The sequence below is a fragment of the Acinetobacter sp. FDAARGOS_515 genome (assembly GCF_003938865.1).
GTDB lineage: Bacteria > Pseudomonadota > Gammaproteobacteria > Pseudomonadales > Moraxellaceae > Acinetobacter > Acinetobacter ursingii.
In genome coordinates, this window is sequence record NZ_RKIX01000003.1 from 3,461,468 (window position 1) to 3,480,101 (window position 18,634).

The 18,634-nt window shown below is 40.6% G+C and carries 13 protein-coding genes; 2 read left to right on the plus strand and 11 right to left on the minus strand.

Annotated elements, in window-relative coordinates:
- Window positions 1-5: 5 nt before the first annotated feature.
- Both cas3f and cas1f read right to left on the minus strand, forming a co-directional pair.
- The gene (cas3f, locus tag EGS47_RS18090) at window positions 6-3,392 is read right to left on the minus strand and encodes a type I-F CRISPR-associated helicase Cas3f (protein ID WP_125269854.1); all 3,387 of its coding nucleotides are present in this window, start codon (window positions 3,390-3,392) and stop codon (window positions 6-8) included.
- Window positions 3,389-4,354, minus strand: a complete 966-nt coding sequence (cas1f, locus tag EGS47_RS18095; protein WP_004990093.1) for a type I-F CRISPR-associated endonuclease Cas1f — start codon at window positions 4,352-4,354, stop codon at window positions 3,389-3,391. The genes cas3f and cas1f overlap by 4 nt, the downstream gene beginning before the upstream one ends.
- Before the next feature lie 570 nt (window positions 4,355-4,924).
- Here cas1f and EGS47_RS18100 point away from each other — a divergent pair.
- Entirely contained in the window at window positions 4,925-6,757 is a 1,833-nt protein-coding gene (locus EGS47_RS18100) for a monovalent cation:proton antiporter-2 (CPA2) family protein (RefSeq protein ID WP_004990095.1), read from the plus strand.
- 63 nt (window positions 6,758-6,820) lie between these two features.
- Here EGS47_RS18100 and EGS47_RS18105 read toward each other — a convergent pair whose 3' ends face one another.
- The 7 genes from EGS47_RS18105 to EGS47_RS18135 all read right to left on the minus strand — a co-directional run bounded on the left by EGS47_RS18105 (window position 6,821) and on the right by EGS47_RS18135 (window position 15,034).
- Window positions 6,821-7,165, minus strand: coding sequence for a hypothetical protein (locus tag EGS47_RS18105; protein ID WP_004990097.1), 345 nt, complete (start codon window positions 7,163-7,165; stop codon window positions 6,821-6,823).
- Between the two features lie 346 nt (window positions 7,166-7,511).
- Entirely contained in the window at window positions 7,512-8,468 is a 957-nt protein-coding gene (gene cntB / locus EGS47_RS18110; RefSeq protein WP_004990099.1) for a carnitine monooxygenase, reductase subunit CntB, read from the minus strand.
- Between the two features lie 104 nt (window positions 8,469-8,572).
- On the minus strand, window positions 8,573-10,024 hold the full coding sequence (locus tag EGS47_RS18115) for an NAD-dependent succinate-semialdehyde dehydrogenase (RefSeq protein WP_125269855.1): 1,452 nt from the start codon (window positions 10,022-10,024) through the stop codon (window positions 8,573-8,575).
- Between the two features lie 72 nt (window positions 10,025-10,096).
- Window positions 10,097-11,212, minus strand: coding sequence for a carnitine monooxygenase subunit alpha (gene cntA / locus EGS47_RS18120; RefSeq protein ID WP_125269856.1), 1,116 nt, complete (start codon window positions 11,210-11,212; stop codon window positions 10,097-10,099).
- A 64-nt stretch (window positions 11,213-11,276) separates the two neighbouring features.
- Window positions 11,277-12,230 carry an alpha/beta hydrolase gene (locus EGS47_RS18125; protein WP_125269127.1) on the minus strand — a complete coding sequence of 318 codons (954 nt, stop codon included), beginning with the start codon at window positions 12,228-12,230 and terminating at the stop codon, window positions 11,277-11,279.
- Window positions 12,227-13,882 (minus strand): BCCT family transporter, encoded by a 1,656-nt coding sequence (locus EGS47_RS18130; protein ID WP_162897688.1) that lies wholly within the window; start codon window positions 13,880-13,882, stop codon window positions 12,227-12,229. The genes EGS47_RS18125 and EGS47_RS18130 overlap by 4 nt, the downstream gene beginning before the upstream one ends.
- Window positions 13,883-13,921: 39 nt before the next feature.
- Window positions 13,922-15,034 (minus strand): tartrate dehydrogenase, encoded by a 1,113-nt coding sequence (locus tag EGS47_RS18135; protein WP_049175173.1) that lies wholly within the window; start codon window positions 15,032-15,034, stop codon window positions 13,922-13,924.
- Window positions 15,035-15,134: 100 nt separating this feature from the next.
- On the opposite strand from EGS47_RS18135, the gene EGS47_RS18140 reads away from it, so the two are divergent.
- Entirely contained in the window at window positions 15,135-16,115 is a 981-nt protein-coding gene (locus EGS47_RS18140) for a LysR family transcriptional regulator (RefSeq protein ID WP_044435868.1), read from the plus strand.
- 57 nt (window positions 16,116-16,172) lie between these two features.
- On the opposite strand, the gene EGS47_RS18145 is transcribed toward EGS47_RS18140, so the two are convergent.
- Window positions 16,173-17,357 (minus strand): hypothetical protein, encoded by a 1,185-nt coding sequence (locus tag EGS47_RS18145; RefSeq protein WP_005003472.1) that lies wholly within the window; start codon window positions 17,355-17,357, stop codon window positions 16,173-16,175.
- Window positions 17,358-17,514: 157 nt separating this feature from the next.
- A complete protein-coding gene (locus EGS47_RS18150; protein WP_005003471.1) occupies window positions 17,515-18,633 on the minus strand; it encodes an ABC transporter permease in 1,119 nt (372 codons plus the stop codon).
- Window position 18,634 lies beyond the last annotated feature (1 nt).

Sequence of the window (18,634 nt, forward strand, 5' to 3'; positions counted from 1 at the left end):
TATTACTATAAAATGATTAGTCCAAATTGTTCTGAATAATTTAACTGCTTATCTTCATCATATTTGGGCAACATAACTTCCCCATAACGCCTTGATAATTTTTCAATCTTTGCATTAATATCCTCATTTTCATTTAATTTATCAAGTGCCATACAACTTAAAATGTCGTGATAATCACGATTTAACCATAATCGCTGTTGTTCAATGACATTTAATTCATACGGCTTAATCTTGTAGAGACCACTACGATCAATATACTCACCAAAATCATCTCGTTCACAAAATGCAAGCTTGCCATTTTTCAACACAGCAAAAAGCTGAATGTTGGCGGTACTCTGTCGAAATGGCGTAAATTGCTGCGGCAATGCGGTTAAAAACCATTTTTGCGTCAACCATGCATTCAAGGGTTTAGCACCTTGTTTTTGATATGATGTAAGCGCATCAATCATGACCGCATGCTCAAGATCTGCCAAGTTTTTAATTGCCTGCAAAGGCTCATTGGCTCGAATTCTTGGAATGGCATTAACTTGTACTAGATTTTCAATATCAATCAGTTTAGATAAATCTTTTGTCTCCAAAATAAAATTCGCTTTAGCAGAATCAACCTCAAACCCTGGTTTTTCAAAAGCAACTTTCGCCCCACGTAGACCTTTCAGATTATATTGCATCAACGCAATATTCGACTGCTGAATATCTTGTTCTAATTTACGATGTCGTAAAACACGCCCTGCTAACTGAATAATCGAACGATAAGATGATGGCTCGATAATAGCCCAATCAAAATCATGATCTCGTCCGACTTCTTCAACTGGTGTTGCAACGAGAATAAAAATTACATCACCGCAATCTGTGGTATCTAAATGTTGACGAATAACGCCATCATTGCCTGTTTCTAAAAATGCCTTAGGCTGTTCACCCTGTTTTTCTTTACGTTTCAGCGTTTCATCTAAATGTTGTTCTTGTTTACTACGCAATAATAGCACCTGCCGACTATGATAAGCCATCACCCGTGGTGCAACATTTTCCGACCATTCGGCGTTTAACAAATATCGGGTGAGTGCAACACAAGGCGAAATATTGGCAACACGTATCACGCCAAAAGAAACTTTTTTCCCAGTTTTGGCATCAATACTATGATGTGCTTGATGCAGCTTTTCAGCTTCAATTTTGATTCGTTTGAAATATTGCTGTTGAATACTTTCTTCTAAACGGGGCTGTTCTTTTTCAGCCACCAAATCCTTACAATCAACAATATAAGCTTTGTGCTTAATGATTTGCTGATTTAAGGCATCTGCACGGATTTTCACAAATTGAGCATGCGCCGTTTGATAGTTTTGAATACTATTTTTTGGCTCAAGTAAGTCAATCGATTGAATTTGCGTTTTAAACTCATCGACCCACATACACTGCACATCTGTTTTTTTTATTTTTTTAAATGCACAATACAACTGCCACCCTTGCTGGTACGCATTGAAAAACCCTTCTGCTAAAGCAGGTGGAATGGTTGCCGATGAAATCATGACTTTACGTCCAAGCATGCCTGCCAAGTGCACCAGTCGCGCAATCGCAATTAAATCTTGCCCATTAAAATCATCCACTTCATCAATCACTAAATCGGATGATGATAATCGCAAGCTCGGTAAAATATATTTTCCACCTCGTTTGGTTTCAGTTGCCGAGATAATGTGATCAATGGTACAGACTAAAACAGGTTTATATAAAAAAGCTTTGTTGCGCTCGGCTTGATGTTGAGGGAATAGTGCATCCATAAAATCAGCTTGAGGCATATTGTCATAAATCAGTTCATTGCCTAATAATTCTTCTAAAGACTCCGAACCTAATTCCTCAATATCCGCCTCTTCAGATTCATGACTCGCTTTATTTTTTTGTTGATGTAATTCCTGCACTGCTTTTGAGCCAATTAGAATTGCCAACTCATCTTTAGCTAAACCAATATCATGTTGATAAGAATCACCCGTTTGTAAAGTTAAAGTTCTTAACCCTAATGCCAAAATATAGCGTAATGATTGCGCATCTTTCGAAAGAGCCTGCATAATTTTGGCATTGGCAATGGTTTTGCCTTTACCTGTACTGGCCATATTGACAATAAACCAGCCTTTATCGGCTGCAATTTCATTTTTCTGGATAAATTGCTGAATGCCTTTAACCGCTTGATCTTGCCATTCAAAACCTTCTGGGCTTTTCTTTTTTAGCTTTTTCAAGTCATAAGCGGGTTCCATCTCGTCAGCCAAACGACTCAAAGACTGCGCGACTCGCATGGCATTATCACTGACACGCACCAAATGCTCATCAAGCTTTTGTTTGCCCTCTTTCGTTTTTGGATCGGTATTCGCTATGAGCGATAAACTGGTTTTCCAATTTAAATCAGCATTACAAGATGAATAATAATGATCGCCTAACATTAAGCAGAGTCGAGCATGGTGTAAAACGACTCGCCAACTGCCATCTTTAAAAATTTGCTCTAATGAGCTTAATTCTTGAACTAAACGACCTGACCATTTTTTTAACTGTGTTGTCCATTCAACCGATTGGCTTAATAGTCCTTGTTCAAACTCGAAACATAGCTTTAAACGTTGCTTGTACTCCGTTTCATCCTGTTTATTTTGATATCCCCAATTTGATTTAATACTTTTGAATAAACTGTCGAACGTGTCTTTTTTTATATCCGCATATTCTCTACGAGATTTTTCATCTAATGCAGGCAACCGATGATGTGAAACAATCAACCATGCCACCAATTGCGCCAATGGCGGGAGTTGGTCAAGCACTTTTGATTGATCAGAATTTTGCAATAACGTATTTTTAAGTGTTTGTTCATCCCAACTGTGTTGCATGAGTAAACCTAGCCATGCTTCATCAGACTGATTATTTCCTGACGATTGCACCAAAGCATTGAGTAATAAACAAGAAATCCATTCATGTCTTAACGGATCACCCTTTTTTGCATTTTTACTTTTGCGCTGTAATTTTTCTTGAAATAAAACAGTAGCTTTACCCCAATCATGCAATAAAGCAGATACCGCCACCAATGCTTTGATTAAGGGCAAATAATGCCAATCGTTTTCCCATTTATTTTGATCTAATTTTTTCTGTGTAGTATTTACAGGGACTATGCCTTCATTATTAAATTTGTTCCGATTCCCTACAATCCACATCAATTCACTTCTACGACGACCACGAATCCAGTGGCAACTGACTGCCGTACTTTTAGTGACAGTCTTTCTCAACAATTTTTTAACAGCAATCAAACCATCTTCCGTAATGACTGTTTGCCATGTGTTATCCCCAATACGATCAGCAAATGCATCTAACACACGACGAGTTCGAGGAATCGCTTTCTTTTCGCATTGGGAAATAAAGGTGACAATCATAATTCGCTCTCCAAATTTGGAAAGTTTCGACACGCCTGTAATTTCACCTGTTCAAACATCCAGTCCAGACACCGATATTCTGTAAATTTCTGCAAAAGCTGCTGACGAAACTCCTGCTCAGACATCCCCTCTTTTGCACAAATAAAAGCCCACGGTAAAACCACTGCATCCTTTATTAAATCAGCCACATCAAACACTAATGCACCACGACGGGTTTTGCCATGCATGACTGCAAAACTGTGTGAAATACCTAATACCCAAAGTGTGGTTGCTGCCAGTCCATAAGCCAGATAATTGCCATGATTCAAAAAGTCATTCGCTAAATCCCCTTGTTCAGGATTTCGTTCAAAACTGAGTTTGCAACGCGTCGCTGCGATTTTATAAAGTTGCTTGGTCGTCTGCGCTTCAGCAAGCAACAAATCACCGACTTTGCTTTGATGTGGAATTTTCTTTTCAAAACTAGTTAAAGCTTGTTCGATATCTGCATCATCAAGATAGAAGCCCTCATCTTTGAGGTCTTTGTCTTTTGCCCAGATTCTGCGGATAAACTCGATACGGGCTATTTGAAAAGCTTTTGCCACTTCCAAACGTTTAGCATCGTCAAACCAAAAACTCATCCAGCCTTGCATGTACTCCGTGGGTCGATATTCACTTTGTGGCATCATCCATTCAATTTCAGATCCCATAAACAGTGGCGTCCCACCTCCACCTGTAAACCCCACCAATACCCCTGCACTGGCAAGCATTCGCATGGCTGCTTGGGTAATCGATGTCCCCGTTCCTAATAAAATTACTGTGGTATTGGCAATCGGAATATTCCAGTATTGGTTTTCGTTTTTGGCCTCAGTTAAATATAAAACGCGACCATCTTTTTGCATGACTCTGCAATGTTCAAGATAATAAAGATTGGCTCGCTTAGAATGTAATATCGCTTTTAAGTCTGATGGTGAAAGTTGTTCCATTTTTATCATCGTATTGCTTTGATGTTATTAACTAAATTAACATACGTCCGTTTTTGTTTTACATCATTTTTTCTGTTAAACGTCATAAAATGTCGTGTATATTTATCCTTAAAGACAAAAATTATTTTAATTTTCGATTATCACTATTCGCTTTAAATCAATCATAAAATCACTTTCATATTGATCAAATTCTCTTTGTCCCACAGATATCAGTTTAGAATAAATTTTATTATTACAGATCGATCTAACGGGTAATTCAATCAAGCAATACCGCCATCAATCTCTAATTTTTATAATGATAAATGAATAAAGTAAGATGATTAGATCAAGCTGTATTAGTACAATATTTTGAACGTTTTATGATTTTTTAATCATTTTAATTTCAAATCTTTCAAAGTCTTTTTATGATTTTCACTAATTTATCAATAAATTTAAGCAAATTTTCAGAAAAACTTGAGTTAAAAACTCAAGTTTTCTCTATATAACAGTAAAAGATTGTTATGATCTATCTGACATATAAACAATGATGATTTCTTTTTTAACACCATTTTGTTCTTTGGACACATTTTCATGGCAGCAGAAGCACATTCTCTAGGACTACTCAGCCCTGTTATTTTACTGGCTGCGGCTGTGATCGCAGTCCCAATTTTTAAACGCTTAGGGCTTGGATCAGTCCTTGGTTATCTTATTGCAGGCTTAATTATTGGTCCATTTGGTTTTGCGTTTATCCATGATCCCGCTTCTATTTTACATATCGCTGAACTCGGCATTGTCATGTATCTCTTTATCATTGGGATGGAGATGCAGCCTTCTCATTTATGGAATATGCGACGTGATATTTTTGGTCTAGGCACACTACAAATTACGTTTTGTACAATAGGACTCACTGCAATTGGTTTACTGTATGGTTTTGCATGGCAAATTGCCTTTATTGGTGCGGCAGGTTTTGTTCTCACTTCAACGGCCATCGTGATGCAAATTTTGGGAGATCGTGGTGATTTAAGTCAGCCCAATGGCCAAAAAATTGTCGCTATTTTATTGTTTGAAGATCTACTGATTGTGCCATTGCTCGCCATTGTTGCCTTTATGTCTCCGAATCAAGTGGTTGAAAGTACACCAGATCGTTTAAAAGATATCGGGATTGCACTGGTAGCTATCGCAGGTCTCATTGCGGCTGGCTGTTGGCTGCTCAATCCATTATTTAAAGTTCTGGCGGCTGCCAAAGCGCGTGAAGTCATGACAGCCGCAGCATTGTTGGTCGTTTTAGGCGCAGCATTACTCATGCAAGTTAGTGGTTTGTCTATGGCAATGGGCGCATTCCTTGCAGGTGTTTTACTCTCTCAATCGACTTTTCGTCATCAGATTGAAGCTGATATTGAACCATTTCGCGGTATTTTATTAGGTCTATTTTTCCTTAGTGTAGGAATGTCACTTAATCTATCGGTTGTACAAAATAACTGGCTCCTTATTCTCAGTAGCGTCATTGCGTTGATGTTCACCAAAGCTGTCCTCATTTATTTTGTCGCGCGTCTCACGAAAAGTAGTCATGCAGTTGCTCTAGATCGTGCGGTACTGATGGCACAAGGGGGTGAGTTTGCATTTGTGCTTTTTACAGCCGCCGCAAGTGCGCAAGTGATTGATGAAACGATCAAATCCAATCTCACGGCGATTGTGGTTTTGTCCATGATTTTTACCCCCCTGCTTGGTATTTTGGCCAAACGTTTCATCAGTCCAAAGAGTTCTGCCTCTCTTGACCATATCGAAGTCGCCAATAATTTACATGGACGTGTACTACTCATCGGATTTGGACGTTTTGGGCAAGTTGCCAGTCAGCTTTTACTGGCGCGTGGCGTGGATGTCACATTGATCGACACTGATATCAACATGATTCAAAATGCCACAAAATTTGGTTTCAAAATTTATTATGGTGATGGGACTCGTTTAGATATTTTGCATGCATCTGGAGCCGCAAATGCTCAGGCAATTATGGTATGTGTGGATGATAAAGAAACGACCAACCGTATCGTTGAATTAGTCAAACATGAATTTCCACTGGCCAAATTGTTAGTGCGCTCTTATGACCGTGAACATTCATTATCATTGGTCAAAAAAGATGTCGATTACCAAATTCGTGAAACCTTTGAATCAGCATTGCTGTTTGGCGGTGCCACACTTGATGCTTTGGGAGTAGAGAGTAGTGAAATCCACGCGATCACCAAAGAAATACGAGAATTGGATAAAGAGCGTTTTGAAACTGAAATTGCAGCGGATGACATAGATGCAGGTATAGGTTTTCAATTTTCAAACACTGAACATCAACCTCGTCCAACTTCACCACTGATCAAACCTAAAACCCACAGTCAAATTTTAAATGATTCAGATAAGTCGGCTATGAAACAATAACTGAATCTTTATATCCTTCTTTTCCGCAAATATGAATAAAACCGAGTTAGACATGATTCGGTTTTATTTTTTTATTGTTAAAAGACTATCAGCTGGTGTGACGACTGCTCTTTTCTGTTGTCTTTGATACAAGCAAAGTTCACGTCCTTTTTGATTCTTCATATGTTTCTGCGGATAATTTCCTTCTAGGACTACAGCCGAATAACCCACACGATCATCAAATAACATAATATCGCTGACTGCTTTTACATTTTTTAAGGTACTGGCTTTCGCACATGCAGTTTTAATCGCCTGATCGTGCTGTTTCCATGCCTGATCTGAACTTGCATGCGTTATTCCTGCAACAACACTACATACAATTAATGATAATTTAAAAAAAATTGACGCCTTATCTTTACAGTATTTCATTATAAATACTCAATCGTTTATTCACATTTATCATGGAATGAATCAGGACAAAGGCATAGTGTTTCACACAAGATTTAACAGCATTACTTGAAAGGATTACATATGTAGTAGTGAAAGCAGATGAACTCTAAATATTTTATTTTAATTATGCAGGAGACCGCTTTGATCATTGTTTAAATCCTCTTGATTATTCTCCCATAGAGGAGAAAAATAAAGAGGGTCTAAACAATTATGAAAGAAGTCTAATGTCTTTGAGTAAAACAACTTTAGACCAAGTATTCTCACTTTGAATTATACTTTTAAAAGAAATCATTCTTGATCAAGCTATCTTTCTAATCCATACAACTTATAAATTCAATACTAATTTTTTCCCTTTAGCACGTGACACGCAGATCATCATGGACTGCTGTGATGCTTTTTCATCATCACTCAGATACTGATCGAAATGCTCTGCCTCACCTTCCAGAATCATGGTTTCACAAGTCCCACACACCCCTTCACGACATAAACACTCCACATCAATGTTGAGGAGTTCAATTGCCTGTAAAATGGTTTGATTAGCTTGAACTTCGACTTGTTGATTGGATTTCGCAAGTACCACTGTGAATGCTTCACCTTCTTCTGGTACAGTAGATGCAAACTGTTCCCAATGAATATATTCATCGCGGTAACGATGATAATTACAACGATCGATCACCGCATCAATCATTGGCTTAGGCCCACACACATACACATGCGTACCTTTGGGTTGAGACCCAATCAATTGATTCAGATCAAGACATTTTCCATCCGAATCGATATAGCTGAAAATATGTTCAGCATGTTTTTGTTTGAGCTCTTCTAAGAGTGCAGCATGCTCTGACGAACGATAGGCATAATGCAATTCATAATCAGCACCGCGTACAGCCAACTCATCCATTTGCGGTACAAACGGAGTAATCCCGATACCTCCCGCAATTAAAATATGTTTCTCACCATCTGCCGCCAATGGAAACAAATTCTTCGGTTCAGAAATAAGAATCTCACAGCCTTCATTGCATTGATCATGCATAAAAACTGAACCACCTTTACCTTCAATATCTTTACGGACACAGACTTGGTAAGTCGATAGATCTTGAGCACAGCTCATCAATGAATAGGCATTGGATAGCTGGTCATTCATTTTCACAATAATATGACTACCACCATTGAATTGAGGGAAATTTTGTCCGTCCTGACGTTTAAATGTAAACCGTTTGATTAGTGGAGTCAGTTGCTCTACCCGTGTGACCACTGATGCAAACATTTCATAATGACTAGCCATGTCTAAATCCTCTTTACCACATTCTGCTCATCTAAGCATTCTCTAGTTTTAAACACATATTGTAGATTGGGCTGTCCTCGAAAACAGCCCAATCCACTGTGTCTCTACAATCCTAAACACATATATTTAATAGTCATAAATTCTTCTAAACCGTATTTAGAACCTTCACGCCCCACACCTGACTGTTTGACACCACCAAATGGTACAACTTCATTGGAAATAGCCGTTGAGTTCATTCCAACCATGCCATATTCCAGCTGTTCAGCGACACGCCAAATCCGTGAAATATTTTCGCTATACACATAAGCCGCTAAACCAAAAATGGTATCGTTGGCTTGCGCCACCACATCCGCTTCATCTGTAAAGCGAATTAAAGGGGCTACAGGGCCAAAAATTTCTTCCTGAACAATGTCCATATCACGCGAAACATCGGTTAGAACCGTTGGTTCGAAGAAAGTTTGTCCAAGTGCATGTTGTTGACCACCGCACGCCACTTGGGCACCTTTGCCACAGGCATCATCAATCAACTGTTTTGCTTTCAACACCGCTTTGTCATTGATTAATGGCCCAATCTGCACATTCGCTTCCAAACCATTGCCGATTTTGAATTTTTGTACTTCTTGCACAAATTTCTCGGTAAAGGCCTGATAAACCTTGTCGTGTACGTAGATTCGATTGGCACAAACACAGGTTTGCCCTGCATTACGGAACTTGGCAAAGATTGCACCTTGTACCGCTTTATCCAGATCGGCATCATCAAAGATGATTAATGGTGCATTGCCGCCCAATTCCAAAGCTAACTTTTTAATGGTACCTGAACATTGCTGCATCAATAAACGACCCACAGGTGTAGAACCGGTAAAGGTCAGTTTTTTGACTTTTTCATGGCTAGTAAAGACCGAACCAATCTCTTGTGATTTGCCTGTCACCACATTAATGACACCCGCTGGGATACCTGCCATCTCTGCCAGCTTGGCAAGCGCAAGTGCGCAATACGGCGTTTCATTGGCAGGTTTGATCACAATGCTACAGCCCGCTGCCAAAGCCGGTGCTGCTTTACGGGTAATCATCGCAATCGGGAAATTCCACGGCGTAATGGCTGCAACCACGCCGACAGGCTCTTTGGTCACAATAAAACGCTGCTGACTGTTGGTGGTCGGAATCACATCGCCATAAACGCGTTTGCCTTCTTCGGCAAACCATTGAATAAATGAAGCGGCATATTTCACTTCACCCAATGCTTCGGCTAAAGGTTTCCCCTGCTCAATAGTCATAATGCGTGCCAGTTCATCAGCATGACTCAAAACCAGTTGATGCCAAGCCAATAACAGATCTGCACGTTTTTGTGCCGTTAATCCTTTCCACGATGCTAAAGCCTGATATGCTACTTCAACCGCTTCAGTGGCTTCCGCAGCACCCATATTCGGAATCAAGCCAATTTCTTCACCCGTGGCTGGATTGGTCACAGCAATGGTGGCATTGGTTTGCGCATTGACCCACTGGCCATTAATCAATCCGCGTTGTTGAAATAATTGACTTCCTTGCAAACTTGACATGTCATGATCCTATCGATTGAAAGCAAGGTACGGCCTTATCTTCACCGTACCCTTAATGAGCCTGATACAAAATTACTTGTGGTACTGTGCAACAAGATTCTGGAAATACGCGATACCATGCTCACTGATGCCTGAACGTTGCTTATCGGTCATGATACGGCCCTGACCGCGATAGCCACGTGATTTCAAGCCACGTTGTACACTTTCAACCAGTTCAAGGTCTTCAGGACGGAAGACATTGCGATACCATTCGATCAAATCTTTCTGATCTTGGGTCAACTCTTCATTGGTAAAGAAAATATCGTAGTGCTGCAAAGTGGTTTCCGCATCCATCGGAAATTCATAGATCACGGTCATGAAATTTGCGCCGGGTGGAACGTTAAACATAGTGCACGGCCAAGTCCAGAAACCGCTAAAAGTTGGATCTTTGACTGATGGATCAAGCTTGAATGACTTTTCTGAAGAACGTGCATAACCATATTGCAGCGTCCAGTTTTGATGGGTGGTGTGCCAGTATTTATCCACCTGTACCGAGTCGGCAAAGCCCGGATGTGCAGGGCCGCAGTGATAACATTCTAAATAGTTATCCACGATCACTTTCCAGTTGGCAGGTGTTTCCGTTACGAAACGTGCAGCCAGTTTCAAGTCTTTAATGACCGCACAAGCTTCATTCAGTTTTTGTGCAAACTCTGGCAACTGATCTTCAACACAAGTGGCATTTTCATCCATATTGATAAAGACAAAACCACCATATTCCTCAACTTTTAACGGCACCATGCTTGAGTTTTGCTTGTCGAAAGATTCGACATGATCACAGTTACGCGCCAATGCCAAACTCCCATCCAGCTTGAATGTCCATGCATGATACGGACAGGTAATCACATTTTTGGCTTTGCCACTGCCATTTAACAACTCATGGCCACGATGCGGGCAGACATTATAAAATGCACGTAATACGCTGTCTTTGCCGCGAATCACGATAATATTTTCACCAATTACCTTACGGGTAATATAGTCATTGGCTTGGGCGACTTCACTGCCATGTGCCACGCAAATCCAACTTTTCGCAAAAATTTCTTCTTTTTCACGCTCAAACACCTGAGATGAGGTATAGAACACTTTTGGAAATGTCCATGCCACATCTGGGTTTGAACAGAAATCTTCTGGTAATTTTTCAACTGCATTCATGGTTTTACTCCATTAAAATGTTTTGTCCTAAAGACCGTTTTATCAAAATTGGCTGATGTTCAAATCACTTGAACATTTGCTTTAACGAACTCAGCATCTGCTGATATAAATCCTGCACCACAGGACAATCCCGTACTAAACGTAAACTGCCATGTAGTAATCCTTTGCCGAGATAAAACTCGGCGGCAATATTGGCTTGTTTTAACTTGTCCACAAAAATACGCCCATCGTCACTCAGTGGATCGTATTCAGCCACCGCAACAAAGCTACGTGGCATGTCACTCAAATCTTCTGCCAAAAGTGGTGTTAAACGAGTGTCCTGCCAGTCGCTTGCATTCAGTGCATATTCACTTAAGTAATAATGCATTTCCTCGAGTGTCAGTAACGGCGCCCGTGCATGTTGCTGACAAGACGCAGTATCAAAACTGCTGCCCAAACATGGATAGATCAAAGCCAAACCACAAGCCTGCACACCTGTATGTTGTAACTGAACCGCCAATGCCGCAGCTAAATTGCCTCCTGCACTGTCGCCAGCTAACACAATCTGCGTTGGATCAATGTTCCAGTCTGCGCCATGCGCGCGGAGCCAGTGATAGACCGTTTCACAGTCTTCATAAGCAGCGGGAAAATGATGTTCTGGTACCAAACGATAATCCACACTCAGTACTGCAACATTCAGATCACGACATAAATAGCGAGTAATAAATTCATGTGAATCTAGATTACCCAGCATCCAGCCACCACCATGGATAAACAGAATACAAGGCCAACCCGCTTCAGGTGCCTCACCCAGTGGGGAATACAACCGAACACTGACGGGATGAGTGGCATGCGCAACGGTTTTATCTTCAATATTGACCGCACCATCGCGTGGCAAGGTGTAATGCAGGCACATGGCATCGTAGGCTGCACGAATTGAATCAATATCGTTATCCGCTGCTGAATAAATGCTGCTCCAATACACCAGACTTTGCATTTCTTCGCTTAACTCATAGCGCGTGTTCGGTTGCTGTGTCATAACAATTCCTTTTGACTACTTTTATGTGCAAGTGGTGTTGCAGCAATATCAATCTGCATCTGTTGATTTGAATCAGTATGCTCAAGGGCTTCCAGCTCACTAAAGCTACTCTGCTCGATCAAATGTGATGGCACCTTGGAATAATCCTCAATCAGCCACTTCACCAAACCATAAGTCTGCACCAGAATAATCACAATAAACGGCAAGGCAGTCACAATCGTCGCAGTTTTCATGGTGTCTAACGGCGCCTTAGAGAAGATCATCGCAATCGGCACTAGGGTTAACATCAGACACCAAAACAAACGCGCATTCGGAGATGGATCTTGCCCTTCACTTAAACCACGGGTACAGGTTGCAGAAACCGCATAGCCCACCGCATCCATATGTGCTGCAAGGAAAATCACCATAATGCCAAGGAACAACCACATCATCAGCTTGCCTGCTGGCAATAAGCCCAACAGTTGACCAATTGCCACTTCACCGCCTTGCTGACTCAAGATTTGCGGCACATTGACCATGCCGTGAATAAAGCTATGAACGCTGTAATTTTCAAATACGCCAAAGATGAACCATAAACCAACGCTACCGCCGATGACCATGGCAAGAATCACTTCTTTAATGGTACGGCCTTTTGAGACACGTGTTACGAATAGCGCGACACCGGGTGCATAAGAAATCCACCATAACCAATAGAACACCGTCCATTCACGGGTGAATTTTCCATCGCCCATCGGGTCGGTAAACAGACTCATATCGACAAAGTTAGTCGCCATCAGACCAAAACTCATCAATGAATTATTCATAATGAATTGGGTTGGCCCAAAGCAGAGCACGTAGATCGCGAACAGCACCACACCCAAGCACACCATATGACTCAAACGCTGCATGCCTTTATCCATACCGACATAGGAGCTGAGTGCAAATAACACCGACACCGCCAATATAATGATGACTTTGGTCATGAAGGTATTGGGAATACCCGTGAGTTGCGACAGAATGTTGGTAAAAGTGACCGCAGTCAAAACCAGTGAAATGGTCAAGGCACCAAACATACACAGCAAGAACATCAGATCAACGACACGTCCAACAGGTCCTGTCGCTTTAAAGCCAGTGACCGCTTCCACCATTGACGCTAAGCTCAGGCCTTTATTCTTTCTGACATGGTAGCTGTAACACAGTGAAATCGATGCCAAAGCATAGATCGACCATGCACTCAAACCGGAGTGAAAGAAGGAATAAGCCACACTGTATTTCAGTGCTTCAGCCGATTCAGGGGCTAAATTCAAACCCGGAGTTTGGTAGTAATAGGCCCAGTCTAGAAATCCCCAGTACAAGGTAGAAGATCCAATCCCCGACAAAATGAACATGAAAATCCATGACATGGTGCTGTATTGGGGCTTACCTTCACCAAGCTTGATTTTGCCGTATTTGCTAAAGGCCAAACCGAAGGTAAAAATAATTGATAAAAACGTAAATAAAAGCACTGGCGTGGTAAACACCGACGTGGTCCACTGCATCCATTTTGCAGCCAGTTGTATTGATTCAGATGAGTAGATTGCCAAACCAGCCACCGATGTAAATACAACGGCAAGACTGGTGATCGCAAGCGTCTTATCTGTATAAGGTTTTGTAATTTGATTATCCATATCTATTCAATCCATCTCGGATAGTGACTATTCCCTCAGGGGTACTTACTCCATTGCGAATAAATCCATTTTTTGCTGAGTCAAACAGGATGCAATCGCATCACCCACTTCATAGGTCTTGGCAGTTCCACCGACATCAGGCGTTTTCGGGCCATGCACCAACACATGCTCAATTGCCTGCATGATTTCCTGTCCTGCCTGAATGACCTGCTCATCTCCATCTGCCAAGAAATCCAACATCATCGCACCCGACCAGATCGCCGCAATCGGATTGGCAATTTGCTGACCGTAAATATCAGGTGCTGAACCATGTACAGGCTCAAACAATGACGGGAATTTACGTTCAGGGTTGAGGTTTGCCGAAGCCGCCAAACCAATGGTACCCGTGCATGCAGGGCCTAAATCCGACAAGATGTCACCAAATAAATTCGATGCCACCACCACATCAAAACGCTCAGGCTGTAGAACAAAACGTGCCGCTAAAATATCGACATGCTGTTTATCTGCCTTGATCTGTGGATAGCGTTTTGCCATTTCATCGACACGTTCGTCCCAGTACGGCATGCTGACTGCAATGCCATTGGATTTGGTCGCAGCCGTGATTTTTTTAGCCTCACGCTGATCAGCAAATTCAAATGCATATTTTAAAATACGGTCAACACCATGACGGGTAAACACCGCTTCCTGCAAGACAAACTCACGATCAGTACCTTCAAAGGCTTTACCACCAATGGCAGAATACTCACCTTCGCTGTTTTCACGCACCACATAAAAATCGATATCGCCCGGTTGCTTGCCAGCCAATGGACATTTCACCCCAGGCATTAACCGAACAGGACGTAAATTCACATACTGATCAAAACAACGACGGAACTGGAGTAATGATCCCCATAGTGAAATGTGATCAGGCACCTTTTCAGGCCAACCCACCGCACCAAAGAAGATAGCATCATATTCCTGTAAGACTTCGAACCAGTTATCTGGCATCATTTTGCCGTGTTCAAGGTAATAATCGCAGCTGGCCCAATCGAAGCTATCCATTTGAACTTGAATGCCATATTTATCTACTGCCGCCTTTACAACCTTGATGCCTTCTGGTAGAACTTCTAAACCAATCCCATCACCCGCAATCGTGGCAACTTTATACTTTTTTGCCATAACGCTCCCTTACACCTTTGGTTAATATCCTTAGCTGTAAACATGCTGTTTTCAGCAACAATGATCAATAAGAAAACTATCACCCCAATGGACACGGATCGTGAATAATCTACCTAACCTATCGGATTTAAAGGTTTTTTGCACAGTCGCCAAACGCAAGAGTTTTGTCGATTCAGCTGAGGAGCTGGGTGCTTCACCTGCATTTATCAGTAAACGCATCAATATTTTAGAAACCAACCTGAACTGCAAACTGTTTCATCGTAGTACTCGACACGTGAGCTTAACTGAAGATGGCAAACTCATTTTGGATCGTGTATCAAATATTCTGGATGAATTTGATGAAATCAGTGAACTGGTGAATAACCCCTTAAGCACGCCCACAGGTCATCTCGACATTGTCAGCAGCTTCGGTTTTGGGCGAAAGCATATTGCGCCGATCTTATCTAAATTGATGACCATGTATTCCAAACTCGAAATTCAGTTTGATACCATCGATAACACCAAAGACCTGATTCAACACAGCATTGATCTGGATATTCGCATTGGCAATGATATTGCCCCCAATATGATCGCTAAAAAATTAGCATCTAATTTTCGGATTTTCTGTGCATCACCTAGCTATCTAATGAAAAATGGAATACCTGAAAGTCTAGAAGATCTGCGGACTCATGATTGTTTAACTATTAGTGAACGTGACCAATCCTCAGTGCTGTGGAAACTTCGTCATTGGTCAGAAGATCGGTCAGTACACGTTACTCCACGTTTCGTATCTAATAACGGTGAAATTATTCACCAATTAGCAACCGAGGGGCATGGTATTATCCTACGTTCAATCTGGGATGTGGCTGATGAATTGATTAGCGGTCAGTTACAGCATATCTTGCCTCAGTACTGGCAAGATGCTGATGTTTGGGCGGTGTATCCTTCACGTTTAAAAAGTTCATCTAAACTACAGACCTGTATCCTATTTATTCAAAATGAACTGATCAACCGTTTACAACATATTCAGAATCTAAGTCGTGGTCAGTTGATCCAACCGATTGAACCAATCACCCAACAGACAGAAAAAGTCTTTTTGTAGCAAAGAAGCCAGCCTCATGATTAAATTTGGCTGGCCTTATACATGGGATTGACGGCTTTAGAAATAATAGCCAATCGATAAATAAAATAACTTATTCCATTGATTACTATCACCTTGAGCAAGTCCATCTGCACCACTACCTGTCATGGGATCATTACGACTCAAGATATATTCTCCCTGTATTCCCACTTTTTTATAGTTAAAATATAAACCCGCAATTAAACGATCAGAATCTTGATATCCAGATTCATCTTTATAGAAACGACTATAAGATACATATGGCTTAATATTTTCTAACTGATGGAAGGGCTTGGCAAAAGTATAATTAATCTCATTAGCCATATATTGGCCTTTATTGGCGACTTGATAAGGATAATCAAATGCCCCAATCGTTGAAGTGTTTGGCAGCAAATCATCTCCATTTTTGATATTTTGCTCTCCAAATAAAAATAACCATTGCCACGCCTGATAATTAGTGGTGCTAAAAATGCTCCATGTACGACGATTTCCATGTTGATCAGTGCGATGATTTTGCAGTTCTGAATACCAGTACGATCCTCCAATTTCAGTCGAAAAGTTTTCTGTAGCATTCAATTCAAATTTCCGTGAAAAACGTGTGATCCACATATTTTTCTCATTAATATCAGTACCTTGAGTCAAATCATCAGCTTCAACGAAGTTACCACTATAACGACTGGAATCTTTAGAAGTCCCTTTATAATTTCCACCATCAGTAGGATAAAAACCTAAAATAAAATTGTATTGATCATCCTTAAATTGATACTTCATCCCTAAATTTTGAATATCTTCTAGCCCTACAGTATTGAGCAAAGTTTCATAATAGCTATTGCCCCATAGTCGTCCAAATCCAAAATCGACTGATTGAAAACCAACTGAGATGCGCTGCTGATTTGAAATTTTATAACCTGCCCATGCATCTTTTAAAAATAATGCGTCACACAATCGATGATATTGATAGCAACGCAAATCTAATGATGCAATCCAATCTGGATTTTCATAGATTAAAACTGTTTTAATATCAGCAAGTTGCCAGTCATCATTTTTTGAACCTTCATTTGCTTCAACCACATAATCCTTATGAATATATCGAGTGCGAATTGCGCCAGAAAGTTTCAATTGACCTATATCTGTGCTTGGATCGCCAATGCTTAAATCCGAGGCATACATTGGCATACTACTAAAAAGCCCTATTGATCCTAAAAAAAGAAGTGTCCTCTTCATAGTTTTACATCCTTGTTTAAACTCATGTAAAAATGAAGAAATTCAACTCAATGAACAATGGCTAAACTATGAAGTCGGTTTTTACAAAACGTGTTTAATCCTTATTCTCAGCTAGTAAAATACAGTATGAAAAATAATAAAACTATCCAAACATTATTTAAGATAAACGATTTCTAAATAGCCACGCAGCCAATGGCAAAGTAATAATTGCTAAGACAAACATAGGTACAAAATCATTTTTTACCTGTTTAAAAGTTGCTCCTTCCAGATAAACCCTTTGCACCAAATCAATTCCAAAACGTAAAGGATTGGCATACGTCGCAATTTGTAGAACATGTGGCATATTCTGTATAGGGGTTAGCAATCCGGATAACAACATTAAAGGCATGATCAAAAAGAAAGTAAATAACATCGCCTGTTGCATATTGAGGGAAATTGCAGAAATTGATAAACCCACACCCACTACCGCAATGTTAAAACACAACAAACCAAAATATAAAAGTCCCAAAGAACCATTCATGGGAATATCGAACCAGAACATAATAATCAATAAAATAATAGTCGATTGTATTAAACCAATAAAAATAGGGGGTAATGCTTTACCAATCATGATGTGAAGCGGGGTATAAGGAGTCACTAAAAGCTGGTCAAATGTCCCTTGTTCGCGTTCTCGCGCAACTGAAAGTGAGGACAATAATAAAGTTTGCATCATACTCAAAGCAGCAATTAATGAAGGCATAATCCCCCATCTGGACTCCTGATTTGGGTTATACCATGTGCGTATTTCCAGTTGAAAAGGCGTTATATTTCCCAAACGCTCCTGATTTAAAGAACTCACAACATTAGTGATATAAGTGCCTGCCATTCCTGCGGTTGAGGAATTACGTCCATCTAAAATTACCTGTATAGGTGAGGATTGAGCACGGTTGAGCTTATCTTCGAAATCAGAAGGGATACTAATCACAGCTAAAGCTGTTCGCTGATCAATTACTTCTTTAATCTGTGAATGATCCTGAAGAGTGGCTGTTCGATGAAAAATACCAGAGCCATCCAGACGTGATAATAACTGTTGAGAAGCTTGCGTCTTACTTTGATCCAAGACCGCATAATCCACTCGGTTTACATCGTAATTTGCGGCATAGCCAAACAATAAAGCCTGAATCAAGGCAGGTGCAAATAAAATGACCCGATTGGCAGGATCACTAAAAATGGTCAGGAATTCCTTTTTGACTAATACCATCAAGTAATTCAACCACATCACGAAATTATGTATCATG

What these genes read in the sequence shown, in the direction of transcription:
- cas3f (WP_125269854.1), bottom strand. Translation starts at nt 3,392, where the DNA reads ATGATTGTCACCTTTATTTCCCAATGCGAAAAGAAAGCGATTCCTCGA.
- cas1f (WP_004990093.1), bottom strand. Translation starts at nt 4,354, where the DNA reads ATGGAACAACTTTCACCATCAGACTTAAAAGCGATATTACATTCTAAG.
- EGS47_RS18100 (WP_004990095.1), top strand. Translation starts at nt 4,925, where the DNA reads ATGGCAGCAGAAGCACATTCTCTAGGACTACTCAGCCCTGTTATTTTA.
- EGS47_RS18105 (WP_004990097.1), bottom strand. Translation starts at nt 7,165, where the DNA reads ATGAAATACTGTAAAGATAAGGCGTCAATTTTTTTTAAATTATCATTA.
- cntB (WP_004990099.1), bottom strand. Translation starts at nt 8,468, where the DNA reads ATGGCTAGTCATTATGAAATGTTTGCATCAGTGGTCACACGGGTAGAG.
- EGS47_RS18115 (WP_125269855.1), bottom strand. Translation starts at nt 10,024, where the DNA reads ATGTCAAGTTTGCAAGGAAGTCAATTATTTCAACAACGCGGATTGATT.
- cntA (WP_125269856.1), bottom strand. Translation starts at nt 11,212, where the DNA reads ATGAATGCAGTTGAAAAATTACCAGAAGATTTCTGTTCAAACCCAGAT.
- EGS47_RS18125 (WP_125269127.1), bottom strand. Translation starts at nt 12,230, where the DNA reads ATGACACAGCAACCGAACACGCGCTATGAGTTAAGCGAAGAAATGCAA.
- EGS47_RS18135 (WP_049175173.1), bottom strand. Translation starts at nt 15,034, where the DNA reads ATGGCAAAAAAGTATAAAGTTGCCACGATTGCGGGTGATGGGATTGGT.
- EGS47_RS18145 (WP_005003472.1), bottom strand. Translation starts at nt 17,357, where the DNA reads ATGAAGAGGACACTTCTTTTTTTAGGATCAATAGGGCTTTTTAGTAGT.
- EGS47_RS18150 (WP_005003471.1), bottom strand. Translation starts at nt 18,633, where the DNA reads ATGATACATAATTTCGTGATGTGGTTGAATTACTTGATGGTATTAGTC.